The organism is Staphylococcus sp. GW823-FHT05F06, assembly GCF_058795495.1.
The window spans coordinates 59771-80552 of record NZ_JBXAHW010000001.1 but is presented as its reverse complement, the minus strand read 5'-3'; the positions used below and the strand labels follow the sequence as shown (position 1 = coordinate 80552).

Here is a 20782-nt window from a genome sequence, read left to right as displayed (position 1 = left end):
CGTTAATACATATTAATTATAGTATATAGATATGTAATTTTGAAGGTATAAGGTAGGTAAATATGACTGAACAGAAGGATATTAAAGAAACAGAGTATCGACGACAGAAAGGAACAACTTCGACACCTTCTAGGCGAAGAAATAAAAAAAGAATGCGGAAGTTACCTTTTATCATTTTAGTCATCCTTATTATTTTAATTTCTATCATTGTGTATATTACCCATCAGTATAACAGTGGTATGAAGTATGCTAAAGAACATGCTAAGGATGTTAAGGTGCATAAATTTAATGGGAATATGAAAAATGATGGGAAGATTTCAGTTCTTGTCCTTGGCGCGGATAAGGCTCAAGGTGGTAAATCACGTACTGACTCGATTATGATTGTTCAATATGATTACGTACATAAAAAAATGAAAATGATGTCTGTCATGAGAGATATTTATGCTGATATTCCTGGTTATGATAAATATAAAATTAATGCCGCATATTCACTTGGAGGCCCGGAATTGTTAAGAAAAACACTTAACAAAAATTTAGGTGTTAATCCTGAGTATTACGCTGTAGTAGATTTTACTGGATTTGAAAAAATGATAGATGAACTACAGCCTAATGGTGTCCCAATTGATGTGGAAAAAGACATGTCTGAAAATATAGGTGTGTCTTTGAAAAAAGGACATCATAAGTTAAATGGTAAAGAATTACTTGGTTATGCTAGATTCCGTCATGATCCGGAAGGCGATTTTGGTCGTGTGAGAAGACAACAACAAGTGATGCAAACATTAAAGCAAGAGTTAGTTAATTTCAATACAGTTGCGAAACTACCAAAAGTTGCTGGTATTTTAAGAGGTTATGTTAATACAAATATGCCTAACTCTGCGATTTTTCAAACAGGTATAAGTTTTGGAATTCGTGGAGATAAAGATGTGCAATCTTTGACAGTCCCTATTAAAGGAAGCTATCAAGATATTAATACAAATAATGATGGTAGTGCGCTTCAAATAGACTCTGAGAAAAATAAGCAAGCAATCAAAAATTTCTTTGAAGATAATTAAAAAATGAATCCCTGAAGAGGCTGGGACAAAAAGGTTCAAGATAAGTAAAAAAGACAATTTCTATTGAAAAAATATAGAAATTGTCTTTTTTATAATTTTTTTGATTATTTTCAGCTCGTTGAGCTGTTACTTTTCTTATATTAAGCCACGATGATGTCTGAATTCATCAAATTCAGTATCGGGAATTGTTTCTACAATATCATTTACATGTCGTGAAATATCATTTGTGGGGATAAGAACTGAAGTTTCCATAGAGTATGTTGAGTCAAGTTATATTCTTTATACATAAGGCACCTCGTTAATTTAGTTTATTGATATTTATTAAATTATACGAAAGGGCTTTATTTTTTTAAAGTATTTTGGCGAGACTCTTGAGGGAACAGGACAAGCTGAAGACTACAGGCTGAAGCTGTCCCCTAAGAAAGCGAGCCAACAATACGAAGTATTGTAAATAAATAGCCAGTAAATGAATTTATGAAAACTCATTTACTGGCTATTATGCTAGGGAATTATGTCCCAGCCTCTTCAGGGATTTTATGTTTACTGATCAGATTTTCTTACGCCACCGACAGCATAATGATCTTTTCTCATTTCTTCAATGACCACGTGAATCGCTTCTTTATTTGCACCTGTAGTTTTTTCTACAGCATGAGTGACTTCTGTAACTAAATCCTTAAGTTGTTCATCAGAACGGCCTTCTAATAATTTCACATTAATGATTGGCATAATCAACATTCTCCTTTGCTATATAACGTTGGCTCTTTTAGTATAGCATGAAAATGAGAAGAATGAATAAGAACAAATGTTCTTATAAATATTGAAATAGAACACGTGTTCTTATATAATGTTTTTGTAAGGGAGGATCAGTTATGTATGATTACAATTTATTAGAAGATAGGGATGTACTCTGCATAGACCAAAAAAGCTTTTTTGCGAGTGTATCATGTATGGAAAAAGGATTGGACCCATTAACAACTAAACTAGCAGTTGTAGCAGATACGAAAAGGCAAGGTTCGGTCGTTCTAGCAGCAACTCCAAAGTTAAAAGAATTAGGTATTAAAACGGGATCAAGACTTTTTGAGATACCACATCGTAATGACATTTATATTATTAATCCAAGTATGAGAAAGTATTTAAATGTATCTGTTGCAATTTCAAAGATTGCACTGCGGTACGTTCCACCTGAAGATTTACATCAGTATAGTATTGATGAATTTTTCATGGATGTAACGGATAGTTACCATAGATTTAATTCAACAGTTTTTGCTTTTTGTAAAAGATTTCAAAATGAAATATTAGAAGAAACAGGTATTCACTGTACCATTGGAATAGGCTCGAATATGCTATTGAGCAAGGTTGCAATGGATATTGAAGCTAAGCATTCGGAAAACGGTATAGCTGAATGGCGTTATCAAGATGTACCTGAAAAATTATGGCCAATTCAACCACTTAGAGATTTTTGGGGGATTAATAAGCGTACAGAAAAGAAATTGAATAAAAGAGGAATATTTACAATAGGAGATTTAGCAAAGTATCCATATCATTATTTAAAAAGAGATTTTGGAGTTTTAGGTATAGATATGCATCTACATGCAAACGGTATTGATCAAAGTAAAGTAAGAGAAAAATATAAAGTAACAAATCCTTCAATATGTAAAAGTCAGATTCTAATGCGAGATTATCAATTTGAAGAATCCAAAGTTGTCATGCAAGAATTGATAGAAGATGTAGCAAGTCGTTTAAGAGCAGAAAAGAAGCTTGCTCGAACAATTCATTTTTCTTTCGGTTATGCTGAAGGTGGTGGCATACATAAGCAATATACTTTGGAGGATCCTACAAATTTAGAAAGAGATATATTCAAAGTCATTAATTATTTTGCAAATCGTCTGTGTGACAAAAAAGCATTGTATAGAACGTTAAGTGTATCGTTAACTCAGTTTATTAAAGAAAGCGATCGACAACTCAACTTATTCATTGATGAATATGAACGTAAGAAAGATGTAAAACTTGCTAAAACCATTGATCACTTACATTTAAAATATGGAAAAGGAATTGTGTCAAAAGCGACTTCATACACCGAAGCTGGTACAAAGCATGGTCGATTAGGACTAATGGCTGGTCATAAAATGTAGATATACAAAGAGAGTCCCCCTCGTCGTGCAACATATAGAAGCGAAAAGATAACGACTTGAAGGGGATTTATTTAATAATAAGTATCAAAATTTGCGAGGGCTTTTATAGCATTCTCTCGATCTTCGGGACTTTTAAAACTGATTTGTAAAGCTCCATAAATATCTTCCCGTACTTCTAAAATCTTTAAGTTTATAATAGAAATATTATGTGAACTTATGATGTTTGTAATTTGACTTATCATACCCGGCTTATCAGGGATATCAACATAAAGATCATACGCAGTAGATATTGCACCGTGTTGTTTAACAGGAAGTTGATCACGATAATCTTTAGCTTTAACGAAGAAATCGTAAATACTATTACTATTTTGTTCTCGTATCAAATTTTCAATACCAGTAATTTGTTCTTTAATCTCGTTAAGTAAAGATAAAATATGATTTTGATTATTTAAAGTGATATCCTTCCACATCTGAGCATTACTACTTGCTATACGAGTTATATCTCTAAAGCCACCGGCTGCTAATTTTTCGATTAAAGAATGGTCTTTGACATGATTAGCACTTAGATGAACTAAAATTGAAGCGATGATATGTGGAACATGACTCACTATACCGGTTACGAAATCATGTTCATTTGCATGAGTAACGATAAATTTTGCTAACGTAGGTTTAAGTAATTTCTTTAAATATGTCGCGGCTTCATTATTTTCGATTTCATTAAATACAAGAATGTAATAAGCATTTTCAAATAAATGTTTTTTCGCGTTTAAAACACCAGATTTATGACTTCCTGCCATAGGATGACCACTAATTAAATGAATATCATGTTTTAATAATTCTTTTTCGAATGATTGTATAGTAAGTTTGGTACTACCTGTGTCTGTTACAATCAAATGAGTTTTTGTATTGTAATTTGTAAGTTCAGATAGATATTTAATTGTTTGCTCAACAGGAGTTGCAAAGATGATTATATCCGCTATCTCAACAGCAGTAGCATAATCATTAACTTTTTGATCAATAATACCTATAGAAAGGGCTTCATCAAGTTGTGTGTAGTCCGAATCGTATGCAAGAATATTGAAATTACTGTAATGATATTTTAAATTACTCGCCAAGCTACCGCCAATAAGGCCTAACCCTACAAATAAAATATTTCGCATAGAGCGCCTCCTTGTTTCAGAATTTTCAGAATAACAATATTGTATATGAGTCATTTCAAGTATTCAATAACAAATATAACTTATGTATGATTTTAAGATATTAAATAAAGAAAGATTTATAGTTTGATTTCAGTACATTTTGTATAGGAAATAAAGATAAACACAACAAATTTTTCATTTTCATTTTAAGCTAGTTGACAAACTGGAGGAGGATAGGTATTATACTAAATAATTAGAAAAATCAGATAATTTGATTGATAGAGTAATCATTATATTTTGTAGCAAGCAGAAAGCTAATGGTAGATGTAAATTAGCACATGATAATAGATGAAATGGGCTTTCAAATTTTAACTTAATCATTAAAGTGAACATATATGTTAACTAAGGTGGCACCACGGTAACGCGTCCTTATAGAATGATAGCGTTATTGTGGTTTTTTTGAAGCAAAGTGAAGTAACTAAAGTTGAGGTAGCACCAGAAAGTTAGTGGTAGATGAGAACTAACACCGTCTTTAGTGAAATTGGGTTTTGTGGAACAACTTAACATAAATTGAACAAGTGAGCTATGAATATATTATATTCTGCTAATAAAGGTGGTACCGCGCGTCAGCGTCCTTATAACGAAGGAGGCTGATTTTTTTCGGAAAAGGAGGAAATCAATGGATATTGTATACAAAAAGGTGAATGCTCAAATTACGCCAGAAGCTTTAGCAAAATTAAAACAAAAAAAGATCATTTTTGAAAGTACAAATCAACAGAAACTTAAAGGTAGGTACTCGATAGTAGTATTCGATCATTATGGCAAAATTACATTAGATAATTCTCAACTTTTAATTAAGTTAGACAATCATTGTGAAATAGTTAAGAATCAACCGTATCAACGACTTAAGGAATTTGTAGATAAATATTATTTTGAAATCAAAGATAAATATTTAAAAGATTTACCTTTTATTTCGGGCTTTATAGGGACATGTAGCTTTGATTTAGTACGACATGAATTTAAAAAATTACAAGATATTAAATTAGAAGATCATCAAACTCATGATGTCCAATTTTATCTAGTGGAAGATGTATTTGTTTTTGATCATTATAAAGATGAATTATATATTATCGCAAGTAACTTATTTTCTGATAGAACAAAAGAGAGATTAAAGGAATCTATTGAACGTAAAATTGAAGATTTAAAAAACATACATTTTTCGGTTGAGGATATAAATTATAAATCCATCCCTCGACATATAACCACCAATATATCAGAGCAACAATTTGTTCAAACTATTAGAATTTTAAAAAAGAAAATTACTGAAGGAGATATGTTTCAAGTAGTTCCTTCAAGAATTTATAGTTATAAACACCATTTTCAACACAATTTACATCAATTAACTTTTCAGTTATATCAAAATTTAAAGCGACAAAATCCTAGTCCATATATGTATTATATTAATAAAGATGTACCGATTGTAATAGGAAGTTCTCCTGAAAGTTTTGTAAAGGTAAAAGATGGAAAAGTTTATACGAATCCTATAGCTGGAACAATTAAAAGAGGTCAAAATAAAAAAGAAGATGAAAATAATGAAAAGACATTAATGAAAGATGAAAAGGAATTGAGTGAACATCGTATGCTCGTAGATTTAGGAAGAAATGATATTCATCGAATAAGTAAAACAGGCACTTCACAAATTACCAAACTAATGACAATAGAACGTTATGAACATGTCATGCATATCGTTAGTGAAGTTATTGGAGAATTAAAACCCCATCTATCTCCTATGAGCGTCATCGCAAGTTTGCTACCAACGGGTACTGTCTCAGGTGCACCTAAACTTAGAGCTATACAGAGAATATACGAATCTTATCCTTATAAAAGAGGTATCTATAGCGGTGGTGTTGGGTATATCAACTGTAATCATCATTTAGATTTTGCATTGGCTATACGTACCATGATTATCGATGAGGAAAAAGTCAGTGTCGAGGCAGGATGTGGAGTAGTATATGATTCTATTCCAGAGAAAGAACTTGAAGAAACAAAACTTAAAGCTAAAAGTTTATTGGAGGTAACTCCATGATATTAATAATAGATAACTATGATTCTTTTACCTACAATCTTGTAGATATTGTAGAAAAACAATGTGAAACGATTGTTAAATATCCCGATGATACAGATATATGTAATCTGAAAGGTATTACAGCAGTTATTATTTCACCAGGACCTGGACATCCATTAGACAATCAATTATTAATTAAATTAATTGAAAATTTCGAAAATTTACCTATTTTAGGTGTTTGCTTAGGTGCACAAGCGCTCACTTGTTATTACGGTGGCGATGTTATACAAGGTAGTTGTGTCAAACATGGAAAAGTAGATACTTTAACTATTGTTAATCAGTCACCACTATACAAAGGAATTAAGTCAAGTTTCAAAGTTATGCGTTATCATTCATTAATTAGTGATCCATGCTCATTTCCAGAAAGTTTATTAATCACTGGCCAAACATATGATAGTATACAATCTTTCCAACACAAAAACAGAAAACATTATGGCATACAGTTTCATCCAGAGTCATTCGCTACAGAAAATGGGAAACAAATCATTATTAATTTTATAAATATAGCAACGAGAGGAAGTTGAAAATGACCCTTCTTGAGAAAATTAAACAAAATAAATCTTTATCTAAAAAAGATATGCAATCATTTATTGTTACACTGTTTGATTCAAATATAGAAACCAATGTAAAGGTTGAATTATTGAAAGCTTATACAAATAAAGACATGGGTCAATATGAGCTAACGTATTTAGTTGAATATTTTATCCAGACAAACTATCCAAACCAACCATTTTATAATAAAGCTATGTGTGTTTGTGGCACAGGTGGAGATCAATCAAATAGCTTTAATATTTCTACAACTGTAGCTTTTGTTGTAGCAAGTGCAGGAGTGCCAGTCATTAAACACGGTAATAAAAGTATTACTTCACATTCAGGAAGTACAGATGTATTACATGAAATGAATATAAAAACAAACAAAATGAACGAAGTAGAGCAACAATTAAATTTGAAAGGATTAGCATTCATAAGTGCAACTGATTCTTATCCAATGATGAAAAAGCTTCAATCAATTAGAAAATCGATTGCAACACCTACAATTTTTAACTTGATTGGACCATTAATTAATCCTTTCAAATTAACTTATCAAGTGATGGGGGTATATGAAGCTTCACAACTTGAAAATATAGCACAAACATTAAAGGATTTAGGTAGAAAACGAGCAATTTTAATTCATGGTGCAAATGGGATGGATGAGGCCACGCTTTCTGGTGAAAATATCATTTATGAAGTTAGCAGCGAAAGAGCATTAAAAAAATATAGTTTAAAAGCAGAAGAAGTCGGTTTAGCTTATGCAAATAATGACACGTTGATAGGTGGTTCACCTCAAACAAATAAACAAATTGCATTGAATATCCTAAGTGGCACGGATCACTCAAGTAAACGAGATGTAGTTTTGTTAAATGCTGGAATTGCTTTATATGTTGCTGAGCAAGTGGAAAGTATCAAACATGGCGTAGAGAGAGCGAAATATCTCATTGATACAGGTATGGCAATGAAACAATATTTAAAAATGGGAGGTTAAGTAATGACTATTTTAAATGAAATTATTGAGTATAAAAAAACTTTGCTTGAGCGTAAATACTATGATAAAAAACTTGAAATTTTACAAGATAACGGAAATGTTAAGAGGAGAAAGCTGATTGATTCACTTAACTATGATAGAACATTATCAGTTATTGCTGAAATAAAATCGAAAAGCCCATCTGTACCTCAATTACCGCAACGTGATCTTGTTCAACAAGTTAAAGATTATCAAAAATATGGTGCTAATGCTATTTCAATATTAACTGATGAAAAATACTTTGGCGGTAGTTTTGAACGATTAAATCAGTTATCAAAGATAACATCGTTACCAGTTTTATGTAAAGATTTTATTATTGATAAAATTCAAATAGATGTTGCAAAACGAGCTGGTGCATCTATTATTTTATTAATAGTAAATATTTTAAGTGATGACCAATTAAAAGAATTGTATTCATATGCAACAAACCATAATTTAGAAGCTCTAGTAGAAGTTCATACAATTAGAGAACTTGAACGTGCACACCAAATTAACCCTAAAATTATTGGTGTTAATAATCGTGATTTAAAACGATTTGAAACCGATGTTCTACATACAAATAAATTACTTAAGTTTAAAAAGTCTAATTGCTGCTACATTTCAGAGAGTGGCATTCATACAAAAGAAGATGTTGAGAAAATAGTAGATTCAAGTATTGACGGTTTACTTGTAGGGGAGGCATTAATGAAAACAAATGACTTAAGTCAGTTTTTGCCTAGTTTAAAGTTAAAGAAGAATCTCTATGATAGTTAAATTTTGTGGTTTTAAAACCGAAAGTGATATTAAGAAAATTAAAAAATTAGAAGTTGATGCAGTAGGGTTTATACATTATCCCGATAGTAAGAGACATGTCTCACTGAAACAATTAAAATATTTGGCTAAAATAGTGCCAGATCATATAGAGAAAGTAGTGGTCGTAGTAAATCCTCAAATGTCCACCATAAAGAGAATAATTAATCAAACTGATATTAACACAATCCAATTACATGGAAATGAAAGCATTCAATTAATTAGAAATATTAAGAAACTTAATTCAAAAATAAGAATCATAAAAGCAATTCCAGCAACAAGAAATTTAAATAATAACATTCAAAAGTATAAAGATGAGATAGACATGTTTATTATAGATACACCATCAATCACATACGGAGGGACAGGTCAAAGTTTTGACTGGAAATTATTAAAAAAAATAAAGGGCGTTGATTTTCTCATTGCGGGTGGTTTGGATTTTGAAAAGATAAAACGATTAGAAATATATTCATTTGGACAATGTGGTTATGACATCTCAACTGGCATTGAGTCACATAATGAAAAAGATTTTAATAAGATGACTCGAATATTAAAATTTTTGAAAGGAGACGAATGATTAATGAAAATTCAAACAGAAGTAGATGAATTGGGCTTTTTCGGTGAATATGGTGGCCAATATGTACCTGAAACATTGATGCCAGCTATTATTGAACTTAAAAAAGCATATGAGGACGCGAAATCAGATACTCACTTCAAGAAAGAATTTAATTATTATTTAAGTGAATATGTTGGTAGAGAAACGCCTTTAACATTTGCTGAATCATACACAAAATTGTTAGGTGGTGCCAAAATATATCTTAAAAGAGAAGACTTAAATCACACTGGTGCTCATAAAATTAATAACGCGATAGGACAGGCACTATTAGCTAAAAGGATGGGGAAAACTAAATTAGTAGCCGAAACAGGTGCTGGTCAACATGGTGTAGCAAGTGCCACCATCGCTGCTTTATTCGATATGGATCTTATTGTTTTCATGGGAAGTGAAGATATCAAACGTCAACAACTTAACGTATTTAGAATGGAATTGCTAGGAGCTAAAGTAGTGTCTGTGTCAGATGGGCAAGGAACACTATCAGATGCTGTAAATAAAGCTTTGCAATATTGGGTGAATCATGTCGAGGATACACATTATTTATTAGGCTCAGCGTTGGGACCTGATCCGTTTCCAACTATGGTCAGAGATTTTCAGAGTGTGATTGGTAATGAAATTAAAAGCCAAATTTTAAGTAAAGAAGGACGACTTCCAGATGCGTTAGTCGCGTGTGTTGGTGGAGGATCCAATTCAATAGGTACGTTCTATCCATTTATACAAGATGATGTTAAATTATATGGGGTAGAAGCTGCGGGAAAAGGAAGTCATACGCATAATCATGCTTTAGCTATAGGGAAAGGTAAACCAGGTGTATTACATGGTTCCAAAATGTACCTTATTCAAAATGATGATGGACAAATTGAATTGGCACACTCTATATCAGCGGGACTAGATTATCCAGGTATTGGACCTGAACATTCGTATTATAATGATATTGGTCGTGTATCATATGTAAGTGCTACAGATAATGAAGCTATGGAAGCACTTATAACATTCTCAAAAGTTGAAGGTATCATTCCAGCAATTGAAAGTGCACATGCATTGAGTTATGTTGAAAAATTAGCGCCAAATATGGATGAAAAAGAAATTATTGTTGTGACTATTTCAGGTCGTGGAGATAAAGATATGGAAACAATTAAACAATACAAAGAAAACGGTGGTGAACAAAATGAGTAAATTATTCATTCCGTATATTATGGGTGATTTAAATTTTATTCATCATTTAAAAACATTAACTGAGAATGGAGCAGACATTGTTGAAATTGGTGTGCCATTTTCTGATCCTGTTGCAGATGGACCTATAATCATGAAAGCAGGGCGCAACGCTATTGACGAGGGTTCAAACATTAAATTCATTTTTGATGAATTAATAAAAAATAAAAATACTATTTCATCTAAGTATGTATTAATGACTTATTATAATATTCTAAGTGCTTATGGAGAAGAATTATTTTTGGATAAGTGTGATGAAGCTGGTGTTTATGGTTTAATTATTCCAGATTTACCTTACGAACTTACAAAAAAGTTTAAAAAAGATTTTTATCATCATTCTGTTAAAATAATATCGTTAATTGCCATGACCGCAAGTGATGCTAGGATTATGCAAATTGCAAAGAACTCAGAAGGATTTATTTACACGGTAACAATGAATGCCACAACAGGTAACAGTGGGGAGTTCCATCCAGATTTAAAGAGAAAAATTGAATATATAAAAAAAGTTTCAAAAATTCCTGTGGTTGCTGGATTTGGTATCAAAAATCCTGAACATGTTAAAGATATAGCGTCCGTTGCAGATGGTATTGTAATTGGTAGTGAAATTGTAAAACGTATTGAAATAGATTCAAGAAAAGAATTTATCACTTATATCAAATCAATAAGAACCACGTTGAATTCTTTATAAAAATTAATATTAAGTTAAATCAAAGTTAAGAAAATAGATGAAAAATATACATATCAAAAACAATGATTACTCTATGAATTAACTACTATACTAATAGTAACTTCAAAAAATTAAATGATCACTATTGAATAACCTACTACTAATGTGGGTAAATAATAATCACAATTAATTTGAAGAGGTGTATATATTCATGAGTAAAAAAGTTTTATTTGTTTTAACAAGTACAAGTCAATTTACAGACGGTACAGAAACTGGATTATGGTTAGAAGAAGCTGGAGCACCATATAATATATTGACTGAAGAAGGTATCAATGTTGATGTTATTTCTATTAAAGGTGGAAAAGTAAATCTTGATCCTAATTCTGTTTCTAATGAATCACTGAATCAGTATGCTAAATTCGTGTCACACTTAAACGATACACCTAGTATCGAAAATGTAAATGCAGATGAGTATGACGCTATTTATCTACCAGGTGGACATGGTACTGTATACGATTTTGCCAATAATGAGAAATTAGCTGATATTTTACTTCAATTTAAAAATAGTAATAAAATAATCTCTTCAGTATGTCATGGACCTAGTGCGTTTGTAGGTGTAAAAGATGCAAATAATCACTATCTAGTAGATGGTGTCAAAATAACTTCATTTACTGATAGTGAAGAAAAAGCAATGGGATTTGAAAATAAAGTACCATTTTTAACTCAATCTAAATTAGAAGAGCAAGGTGCAAATTTTGTAGTGAAAGATGACTTTACATCTCACGTAGAAAAAGACGGTCAATTTATCACTGGACAAAATCCCCAATCAAGTGAAGACATTGGTAAAGCACTTGCAAATGAATTAAAATAATAGTAAATAATTAGTGATATGGGCGACATTAGTGTTTAGCCCATATTATTTTATACATAAACAGAATAAACGAGATTTAACTTTTAATTTTATATAAAAGTTTTGCAGGATAATATTTTAGTTTTCACTACAACTATTGTATACTTGTTTAGATTAGAAATATAAATAGTATTAAATGAACCGAATGTTAAATATAAAAGGTGAAGTAAAACGACCTATTTTTCTAAAAATAAAAAGAAATAGATATAAAGATATAAATGGGAGTTATGAAGATGAAGTTTACGAATTTGACAGCTAAAGAATTTAGTGACTTTACTGATCGTATGACATATAGTCATTTTACACAAATGGAAGGTAATTACGAATTAAAGGTTGCTGAAGGTACCGAGTCACATTTAGTTGGAATTAAAAATAATGATAACGAAGTGATTGCAGCTTGTTTATTAACAGCTGTTCCTGTAATGAAAATATTTAAATATTTTTATTCCAATCGCGGTCCAGTAATAGATTATAATAATAAAGAGCTTGTACATTTTTTCTTTAATGAATTGAGTAAATATGTAAAAAAATATAATTGTTTATATTTAAGAGTTGACCCATACCTTCCATATCAATATTTAAATCATGAGGGAGAAATAACTGGAAATGCAGGTCATGATTGGATTTTTGATGAATTAGAGAGTTTAGGATATAAACACGAAGGATTCCACAAAGGATTTGATCCTGTATTACAAATCCGATATCATTCTGTTCTAAATTTAGCAAACAAAAGTGCTAATGATGTTTTAAAAAACATGGATGGTTTAAGAAAGCGTAATACTAAAAAAGTTAAGAAAAATGGAGTTAAAGTCCGCTTTTTATCTGAAGAAGAGTTACCTATATTTAGGTCATTTATGGAGGATACCTCTGAAACTAAAGATTTTGCAGATAGAGAAGATAGTTTTTATTACAACAGATTCAAACATTATAAAGACCGTGTTTTAGTACCACTAGCCTATATTAACTTTGATGAGTATATAGAGGAACTAAATAATGAAAGAAATGTGCTTAATAAAGATTATAATAAAGCTTTAAAAGACATTGAGAAACGTCCAGAGAATAAAAAAGCACATAACAAAAAGGAAAATTTAGAACAACAACTCGATGCAAATCAGCAAAAAATTAATGAAGCTAAAAACTTAAAACAAGAACATGGCAATGAATTACCCATCTCTGCTGGCTTCTTTATAATTAATCCGTTTGAAGTAGTTTACTACGCTGGTGGAACTTCAAATCGTTATCGCCATTTTGCAGGGAGCTATGCGGTTCAATGGAAGATGATTAACTATGCAATTGAACATGGTATTAATCGGTATAATTTCTATGGTATTAGTGGTGACTTTAGTGAAGATGCTGAAGATGCTGGCGTAGTTAAGTTTAAAAAGGGCTATGATGCCGATGTTATAGAATACGTTGGTGACTTTATTAAACCTATTAATAAACCAATGTATAACATTTATAGAACACTTAAAAAACTAAAGAAATAGATTTTAAGAAGGGAATTATCTAATTATGAAATTTACAGAGTTAACAGTTAAAGAATTTGAAAACTTTGTACAAAATCCATCATTAGAAAGTCATTATTTCCAAGTGAAGGAAAATATTGCTACACGTGAATCAGATGGGTTTCAAGTAGTGTTATTAGGTGTAAAAGACGACGACAATAGAGTGATAGCAGCTAGCCTGTTTTCTAAAATCCCTACAATGGGCAGTTATGTGTATTATTCCAATAGAGGCCCTGTAATGGACTATTCAGATTTAGGTTTAGTGGATTTTTATTTAAAAGAGCTTGATAAATATTTACATCAACATCAATGCTTATATGTAAAATTAGATCCTTACTGGTTGTATCAAGTTTATGATAAAGATATTAATCCTTTAACAGAAAAAAATGATGCTTTAGTAAATCTATTTAAATCACATGGTTATGATCATCACGGATTTACAACCCAATATGATTCTTCCAGCCAAGTTAGATGGATGGGGGTATTAGATTTAGAAGGCAAAACCCCTGCATCTCTAAGGAAAGAGTTTGATAGTCAAAGAAAACGAAATATTAATAAAGCGATAAACTACGGTGTGAAAGTTAGATTTCTTAGTAAGGATGAATTTGATTTATTCTTAGACTTATACCGAGAGACTGAAGCTAGAACTGGATTTGCTTCTAAAACTGACGATTATTTCTATAACTTTATAGAGCATTATGGCGATAAAGTATTAGTTCCTTTAGCTTACATAGATTTAAATGAATATATACAACATTTGCAAGAATCACTAAATGATAAAGAAAATCGACGTGATGATATGATGGCGAAAGAAAATAAAACAGATAAACAGTTAAAGAAAATAGCTGAGTTAGATAAACAAATTGATCACGATAAAAAAGAATTGCTTCAAGCTAGTGAATTACGTCAAACAGATGGCGAAATTTTAAATTTAGCTTCAGGAGTATACTTTGCTAATGCATATGAAGTGAACTATTTCTCTGGAGGGTCTTCAGAAAAATATAATCAATATATGGGACCATATGCAATGCATTGGCACATGATTAATTATTGTTTTGATAACGGTTATGATAGATATAATTTCTATGGCTTATCAGGTGATTTTACTGAAAACAGTGAAGACTATGGTGTTTATCGCTTTAAGAGAGGTTTTAATGTTAGGATTGAGGAATTAATCGGTGATTTCTATAAACCAATCAATAAAGTGAAATATTGGTTATTCAATACATTAGATTGCATACGTAATAAATTGAAAAAGTAAAAATAAATGATACAAGTATATGACGAGCAGATTGAGATATCCAATCTGCTCGTTTAGCTTTAGAGAAGGATTGTGTACTCTAAAGCACTCGGCGTAGGATGTTTGAGTCTAGGATGAAAATTCATGTTGCTCCCTACATATTTAATCATAGCATATTATGAAAACTATACAATAATGCTCGCCAATATATTTTTTATATACGAATTATAATTTTGTAATACTAAAATGCTTTAAATGTAATTCTTTTAGTGCGGTGAGAAGATTATAAAAACATTATGTAAACTAAAGGTATATTTATACTGCGATTTAATAATAATACTTATAATTCTCTTATATTAAATTTTGTAGTTGTGTATTTGGGTGTTGTAACAAAAGATTTTTGATGATTTATCTAAATATAAAAATGAATATTCATGATAATAGCAATTACATTGCTAAGTTGTTGTAACGTATAATATTTATCATGATACTACTTACTAGCATTTAAACATGATAAATAAATACGTAATGCAATTATGTAATACGTAATTAATTATTACTGATGCTAATTAAAGGAACGTTCTTGTAAATACAAAGAATTAAATATTTAAGTCTTTAATGAATAAAGAACTCTTGATCAATACATAACTTTTGATACGTGTATATACTTCCAAATAAAAAATATATAGTATATGTAACAACATAAATGAAGCATATGTTCATCTATATGGCTAAGTATCTTAATTCTTTATTTTAGTTTACATAATATATATTATAGGAAGTTGTATATATAATCATAAAAGCCCTTCACTCAATTTACAGTTAAATCTACATGGCATTTATATTTATTATCTACAGAGTTTTCTCTTATTTACTTTTTTAGTTGAGTTCATTATAGCAATCTATATTTGTTAATTTATATAAACTAACAAGTTGGAATGCCAAGTTTCAAGTTTATACAATTTAAATGAAAATATTTAAATTTGAGTTCGTGCTCATATGCTATAATTAAATCATTCTAAAATTTTGGAGTGACTAATAATGAATTTTATTTTTGATATTGATGGTACGATTTGTTTTGATGGATGTTCCATCGATTCATCTATTAAGCAACGACTTTTCAAGCTACGTCAAGCTAATCACAATGTAATATTTGCTTCAGCACGTCCCATTAGAGACTTGCTTCCAGTCATTCCTGAATTTGCGGATGATACCTTGATTGGTGGTAATGGCTCAATTATCTCTAAAAATGGACAAATCGAAATTGTTTCGGTAATCAATGAGCATGATATCAGTCTAATTAAAAAAATTATAAAGAAATATCAATTATCATACATCATTGATGATAAATTTAATTATGCTTCAAATTTGGATAGTAATAATGAACTGTATCAACGCATTGATCCTGATGGTAAAGCACAATCTCTAGATATGGATGAGATTCGAAATCCTATAAAAGCAATTCTATTAAATATAGATAACAAAGATTTTGACATGATTGCTCATCAATTAGTAAGTCAGTCTCATGGTATTGAATTAATTCGTCATTACAGTGAGTCCTATATTGATGTAACGGCACGTGGCGTTGATAAGTATACTACTATTCAATATATTTTAGGAACTAATAGTGATTATATCGCTTTTGGTAATGATCACAATGATGTTCATATGCTTGAACATGCGAGCCAAGGTTATTTTGTGACTAATCAATTTATAGAACACACATCATTTTTTAAAAATAAAAATATTACAGTTATTGATGACACAATATATGCAATATGTGAGGTTTTAGATCGATATCTGTAATTAACAATTTGAGTCCAATGCATGGTATTTTGGTGAAGGTGGCAATCAAATAACGATTGAACAACTAAAGAGAATTAAACAGGCATTCCTAAAGTAAAATGATTATATAGCGGTAAAATTTACTCAAATGATTAACTAATAACCCCCAAAAGTTAGATTTTAATTCCAACTTTTGGGGGTTATTATGTGAATGAAAAATATCTTAATCATTTAAATGACTATGACTATATTCAATATTCATACGTTTGAATTAATAGTTTTGTATATGGATGTCTTTTATGGCTAAATAAATCTTTACTTTTAAAATCATCTACTATTTGACCGTCTTTGATAACTATTATCCTATTCGTTAACCTTTGTAAAACAGATAAATCATGCGAGATGACGATTAGTGTTTTATTTTGAATGTTTTTTTCGTTAAGTAAAATATTGATTACATTTTGTTCGGCCATGACGTCTAAGTTCGAAGTTATTTCATCACAAACCAATATATCTGGTTGTGCTAAGAGAGAACGTATAATATTTAATCTTTGTAGTTGCCCACCACTTACCTCTTGAGGAAACTTTGTTATTAGATCTGTAGACAAATTAAATTCAATTAAATAGTTAAGAATGATATTTTTGATATTTTGTCGTATTAATTGTCGATAAAATAAAAGTGGCTCTCTCAAAGACTGTTCAATCGTGAATTGACGATCAAAACTTTCTGTCGCATGTTGAAAAATAGGTAGAACCTTTCCTGAATCGATACTTATTTTTCCTTTTGTTGGCTTTAATTGACCTAATATTAAAGAACCAATAGTACTTTTTCCAGCACCGCTTTCCCCTAAAACCCCTATTTTTTCACCACGTTGAATACTTATATTAATATCTTTTAAAACAGGCTGTTTTCGATGATATGAATAATCTACATGATCAAATTGAATCATAATTAGATGTTGTCCTCCTTTTGCAGCTTGCTTCTATAGTTTAATAATTGTTCTGTATACCGATGAAGATGATGGTGATTAAATAATTTGTCTATTTCTCCAGATTCAATCATCATGCCATTTCTCATTACATTAAAATAATCAGCATATTTGAGGACATGATTCATGTTATGAGTGATAAGTAATACAGTATTATGATGATCTTTAACAATGTGTTGAAGGAGTTGCATTATTTGATGACCGTTCACTACATCTAAAGATGCAACAGGTTCATCTGCAATAATTAATTCTGGATCTAACATTAAAACGCTAGCAATATTAACTCGCTCTAATTGTCCTCCTGAAAGTTGGAAACTATATTTATTAATGATTGATTCATCATTTAAGTTAACCCAAGTTAAAGCTTTTTTTATCTTTTTCAATGCATTATCCTTAGAAACATTAAAATGATAACGATATATAGCTATAAGTTGTTTATCCAAACGAGTATATTCATTAAAACTTTGAGCATAATTTTGAGAGATATAGCCGATATGTTTACCTAAAAGTTGCTTGATACCAGAAGTATTTTGACCTTGCATTTTAAATTCATCGAAACTCATATGTAACTGAGTAGGTAAATGATTTAATATTGCTTTAACAGTCAAACTTTTTCCAGCACCACTTTCACCTATAATGACATTTAGAGATTGATTATATATATTTAAGTCGACATTTTTAATAATTGCTTGCCCTTCTTTATCATTGATGTTTAGATTTTTTATTGTTAAAAGTTTCAACTTTTACACCTCTTTGTTCTAATAAACGATCTCTTACAGCATCACCAGTTAAATTAAATATCAATATTGTACCTGATATCAAAGATGCTGGAGCGATAATCATGATAGGATGTGAAGTAATAAATTCACGCCCTGCTTGTAACATTGCCCCCCACTCTGGAGATGGTGGTTGTGCACCTAAACCTAAAAATGATAATGAACTAATGTATAAAATGATTTTTCCAAAATCAACTATCATAATAACAAATATAGATGGTAAAACTTTTGGTAATAAGTGTTTAAATAAGATATTCAAAGTTGAGACATTAAAAAATTGTGCCATCTGTATATACGATTGATTCATTTCGGTATTGACAATCCCTCTTGTCACGCGAGTATAATTCATCCATTTTATGATTGTAATAGCTATTACTAAATTCCAAAGACTAGGATGAAAAAAACTTGCTAAGGCAATCATAATAACGAATTCTGGTATGCTTAATCCTATATCAATAATTCGCATGATAATCGTATCAATCCAACCTTTTTTATAGCCTGCAAGTAACCCTAAAGGTACTCCAACCACTACAGTGAAAAGTAAAGTAAGTAGTGTAACAAACAATGTTGCACGAGAGCCCACGACTAAACGACTGAATAAATCACGTCCGTAATCATCTGTGCCAAGTAAATGATTCATACTCATAGGTTCAAATGAGTTTGACAAATGTACCTGATACGCAGCTTCATCATTGATTATAAATTGCAATACAATAAGACATATAATATAGACCGTAAAAATGAAAAATATAGTGTTTTTCTTTGACAACTTAAACTTCATCGTTACGACCTTCTTTTCTATGTGAATTAAACCATTTAAACTTTGATGTTTCTTTCTGAGTAATAGCATAACGTTGTTTAGGATCGATAAGTAATGAAAGTAAATCTGCAATTGTGTTTATAATCACTACAAAGAAACCAATAAATAATACACAACCTTGAATGACTGGATAATCTCTCGACTTTATACTGTCAACTAAAAAATAGCCTAACCCAGGAATATCAAATAAATTTTCAATGACTACTGTTCCACCTATCAAACTACCAATGGATAATCCTAATAGAGGTATGATTGGTAGTATCGTAGGTTTAAGGATATCTTGAAAAAGTATATATCTTTCGGGCATACCTCTGAGACGAGACGATTCAACTATAGGTGTTTGATATTGTTCTAATAAAGTAGAACGAATAAATCGAATATAATAAGCACACATTCCAATACTCATGGTAATTATTGGTAAAATATATGAAACGAAACGCCCCTCATCTGAAGTTGGTAAAATATTCAACTTCAAGCTAAATATATATAATAAGATAAGACCGATAAAAAATGATGGTAGGCTTACGGATAATGATGTCATAACACGGATTATCCTATCCCAAATTTTATGGTAGTAAACCGCTGCTATAATCCCTAATGGTATAGAAATAACTAATGACACTATAAGCGTACCAAAAGTAATAATAAGTGTAGGACCAAGATAATTTGCTATTTCCCTAATTACAGGCTCGCTTGTTTGATAACTTGTTCCTAAATCAAAATGAAACAATTGATTTAACCAGTCCCACCATTGAATAAAAATAGGATTATTTAAGCCAAGCTTATTCTCTGTCGTTTCTATTTGCTCATTAGATACATGCGAAATATCAAGATGTAAAATTTTGTCTACAGGATTACCTGGAGAGAGTTTCATTAATATAAATGTGATTGTAGTTAATATAAATAGTACGACAATCATTTGTGAAAGTTTATAAATTATCATTTTAAACATATGTTGGCATCCTTTCACTTTCAACGAATATAAAAAATATTAAATAATAAATTTTATTAAATTGTTTTCATCAAAATCTATTATAGTATGACTTTTTTTAAATTAATAGGAAAAGAGATAAAAAAGAAATAAAAAACAACTTTGCTTAAGATAAGATGGTAGCAAAGTTGAAAAGTTGTTATTTATGACGACGAAGTGACTCTTCATCATCATATTTGCGAATCTCTTTTTCCAATTTTATTTTTCTACGATTTTTTCTCCAGTTTCTAGAAAAATACCAAATAAGAAAGCTTATGATTAAGCTCATTATGCCTAAGAATCCTGCATATCCAAGCAGTGGTTGATATGAAATGTTTTGAAAATTTGGTATAAAAAAGGCAAGTACTGCTAAAACTACAAAAGTAATGATTGCAGACTGGAACCATTTATTTAATACAAGTGTGTAAAATACAGTTAATAAAATCATACCAAGAATGGTAATCCACAAATAGTTTGGCATATCAAATATTGTCATT

20 protein-coding genes are annotated in these 20782 nt (G+C 30.4%); 13 read left to right on the top strand and 7 right to left on the bottom strand.

All coding sequences use genetic code 11. The features are described 5' to 3' along the window. Positions 1 to 62: 62 nt before the first annotated feature. Complete coding sequence (locus AC1Q7N_RS00400; protein ID WP_001831067.1) at positions 63 to 1052, top strand: LCP family protein; 990 nt, start codon at positions 63 to 65, stop codon at positions 1050 to 1052. Between the two features lie 540 nt (positions 1053 to 1592). Here the strand turns inward: AC1Q7N_RS00400 and thmT are convergent. Then, entirely contained in the window at positions 1593 to 1778 is a 186-nt protein-coding gene (gene thmT / locus AC1Q7N_RS00395; RefSeq protein WP_001831035.1) for a 2-hydroxymuconate tautomerase, read from the bottom strand. A gap of 143 nt (positions 1779 to 1921) precedes the next feature. Here thmT and AC1Q7N_RS00390 point away from each other — a divergent pair, with 143 nt between their 5' ends. Beyond that, positions 1922 to 3184 carry a Y-family DNA polymerase gene (locus tag AC1Q7N_RS00390; protein WP_001831129.1) on the top strand — a complete coding sequence of 421 codons (1263 nt, stop codon included), beginning with the start codon at positions 1922 to 1924 and terminating at the stop codon, positions 3182 to 3184. Between the two features lie 71 nt (positions 3185 to 3255). On the opposite strand, the gene AC1Q7N_RS00385 is transcribed toward AC1Q7N_RS00390, so the two are convergent. Further along, positions 3256 to 4344, bottom strand: a complete 1089-nt coding sequence (locus tag AC1Q7N_RS00385) for a prephenate dehydrogenase (RefSeq protein ID WP_001831297.1) — start codon at positions 4342 to 4344, stop codon at positions 3256 to 3258. 658 nt (positions 4345 to 5002) lie between these two features. Between AC1Q7N_RS00385 and AC1Q7N_RS00380 the strand changes: the two genes are divergently transcribed. From AC1Q7N_RS00380 to AC1Q7N_RS00330, 11 genes are all read left to right on the top strand, one after another. Further along, positions 5003 to 6409 (top strand): anthranilate synthase component I, encoded by a 1407-nt coding sequence (locus tag AC1Q7N_RS00380; protein ID WP_001831072.1) that lies wholly within the window; start codon positions 5003 to 5005, stop codon positions 6407 to 6409. After that, complete coding sequence (locus tag AC1Q7N_RS00375) at positions 6406 to 6972, top strand: anthranilate synthase component II (RefSeq protein WP_001831157.1); 567 nt, start codon at positions 6406 to 6408, stop codon at positions 6970 to 6972. Before AC1Q7N_RS00380 ends, AC1Q7N_RS00375 begins: the two co-directional genes overlap by 4 nt. 2 nt (positions 6973 to 6974) lie before the next feature. Then, positions 6975 to 7970, top strand: coding sequence for an anthranilate phosphoribosyltransferase (trpD, locus tag AC1Q7N_RS00370; RefSeq protein WP_001830976.1), 996 nt, complete (start codon positions 6975 to 6977; stop codon positions 7968 to 7970). A 3-nt stretch (positions 7971 to 7973) separates the two neighbouring features. Further along, positions 7974 to 8762, top strand: coding sequence for an indole-3-glycerol phosphate synthase TrpC (trpC, locus tag AC1Q7N_RS00365; RefSeq protein ID WP_001831115.1), 789 nt, complete (start codon positions 7974 to 7976; stop codon positions 8760 to 8762). Then, positions 8752 to 9375 (top strand): phosphoribosylanthranilate isomerase, encoded by a 624-nt coding sequence (locus AC1Q7N_RS00360; RefSeq protein ID WP_001832767.1) that lies wholly within the window; start codon positions 8752 to 8754, stop codon positions 9373 to 9375. Before trpC ends, AC1Q7N_RS00360 begins: the two co-directional genes overlap by 11 nt. Before the next feature lie 3 nt (positions 9376 to 9378). Next, the gene (gene trpB / locus AC1Q7N_RS00355) at positions 9379 to 10587 is read left to right on the top strand and encodes a tryptophan synthase subunit beta (protein WP_001831324.1); all 1209 of its coding nucleotides are present in this window, start codon (positions 9379 to 9381) and stop codon (positions 10585 to 10587) included. After that, positions 10580 to 11311: a tryptophan synthase subunit alpha gene (gene trpA, locus AC1Q7N_RS00350; protein ID WP_002456200.1), complete on the top strand. Its 732-nt coding sequence runs from the start codon at positions 10580 to 10582 to the stop codon at positions 11309 to 11311. Before trpB ends, trpA begins: the two co-directional genes overlap by 8 nt. A gap of 190 nt (positions 11312 to 11501) precedes the next feature. Further along, the gene (locus AC1Q7N_RS00345; protein WP_001830963.1) at positions 11502 to 12161 is read left to right on the top strand and encodes a type 1 glutamine amidotransferase domain-containing protein; all 660 of its coding nucleotides are present in this window, start codon (positions 11502 to 11504) and stop codon (positions 12159 to 12161) included. A 272-nt stretch (positions 12162 to 12433) separates the two neighbouring features. After that, entirely contained in the window at positions 12434 to 13687 is a 1254-nt protein-coding gene (locus AC1Q7N_RS00340) for an aminoacyltransferase (protein ID WP_001830979.1), read from the top strand. A gap of 25 nt (positions 13688 to 13712) precedes the next feature. After that, positions 13713 to 14966, top strand: coding sequence for an aminoacyltransferase (locus tag AC1Q7N_RS00335; protein WP_001831101.1), 1254 nt, complete (start codon positions 13713 to 13715; stop codon positions 14964 to 14966). A gap of 1020 nt (positions 14967 to 15986) precedes the next feature. Continuing rightward, positions 15987 to 16751, top strand: a complete 765-nt coding sequence (locus AC1Q7N_RS00330; RefSeq protein WP_001831126.1) for an HAD-IIB family hydrolase — start codon at positions 15987 to 15989, stop codon at positions 16749 to 16751. Between the two features lie 230 nt (positions 16752 to 16981). On the opposite strand, the gene AC1Q7N_RS00325 is transcribed toward AC1Q7N_RS00330, so the two are convergent. The 5 genes from AC1Q7N_RS00325 to AC1Q7N_RS00305 form a co-directional block, all read right to left on the bottom strand. Continuing rightward, positions 16982 to 17680: an ABC transporter ATP-binding protein gene (locus AC1Q7N_RS00325; protein WP_001831327.1), complete on the bottom strand. Its 699-nt coding sequence runs from the start codon at positions 17678 to 17680 to the stop codon at positions 16982 to 16984. A 2-nt stretch (positions 17681 to 17682) separates the two neighbouring features. Beyond that, positions 17683 to 18459: an ATP-binding cassette domain-containing protein gene (locus AC1Q7N_RS00320; protein ID WP_001831134.1), complete on the bottom strand. Its 777-nt coding sequence runs from the start codon at positions 18457 to 18459 to the stop codon at positions 17683 to 17685. After that, positions 18422 to 19276, bottom strand: coding sequence for a nickel transporter permease (nikC, locus tag AC1Q7N_RS00315; RefSeq protein WP_001831062.1), 855 nt, complete (start codon positions 19274 to 19276; stop codon positions 18422 to 18424). The genes AC1Q7N_RS00320 and nikC overlap by 38 nt, the downstream gene beginning before the upstream one ends. Next, positions 19266 to 20267 carry a nickel ABC transporter permease gene (gene nikB / locus AC1Q7N_RS00310; RefSeq protein ID WP_001831013.1) on the bottom strand — a complete coding sequence of 334 codons (1002 nt, stop codon included), beginning with the start codon at positions 20265 to 20267 and terminating at the stop codon, positions 19266 to 19268. The genes nikC and nikB overlap by 11 nt, the downstream gene beginning before the upstream one ends. Positions 20268 to 20445: 178 nt before the next feature. After that, entirely contained in the window at positions 20446 to 20781 is a 336-nt protein-coding gene (locus AC1Q7N_RS00305) for a hypothetical protein (protein ID WP_001831305.1), read from the bottom strand. Between the last annotated feature and the right edge of the window lies 1 nt (position 20782).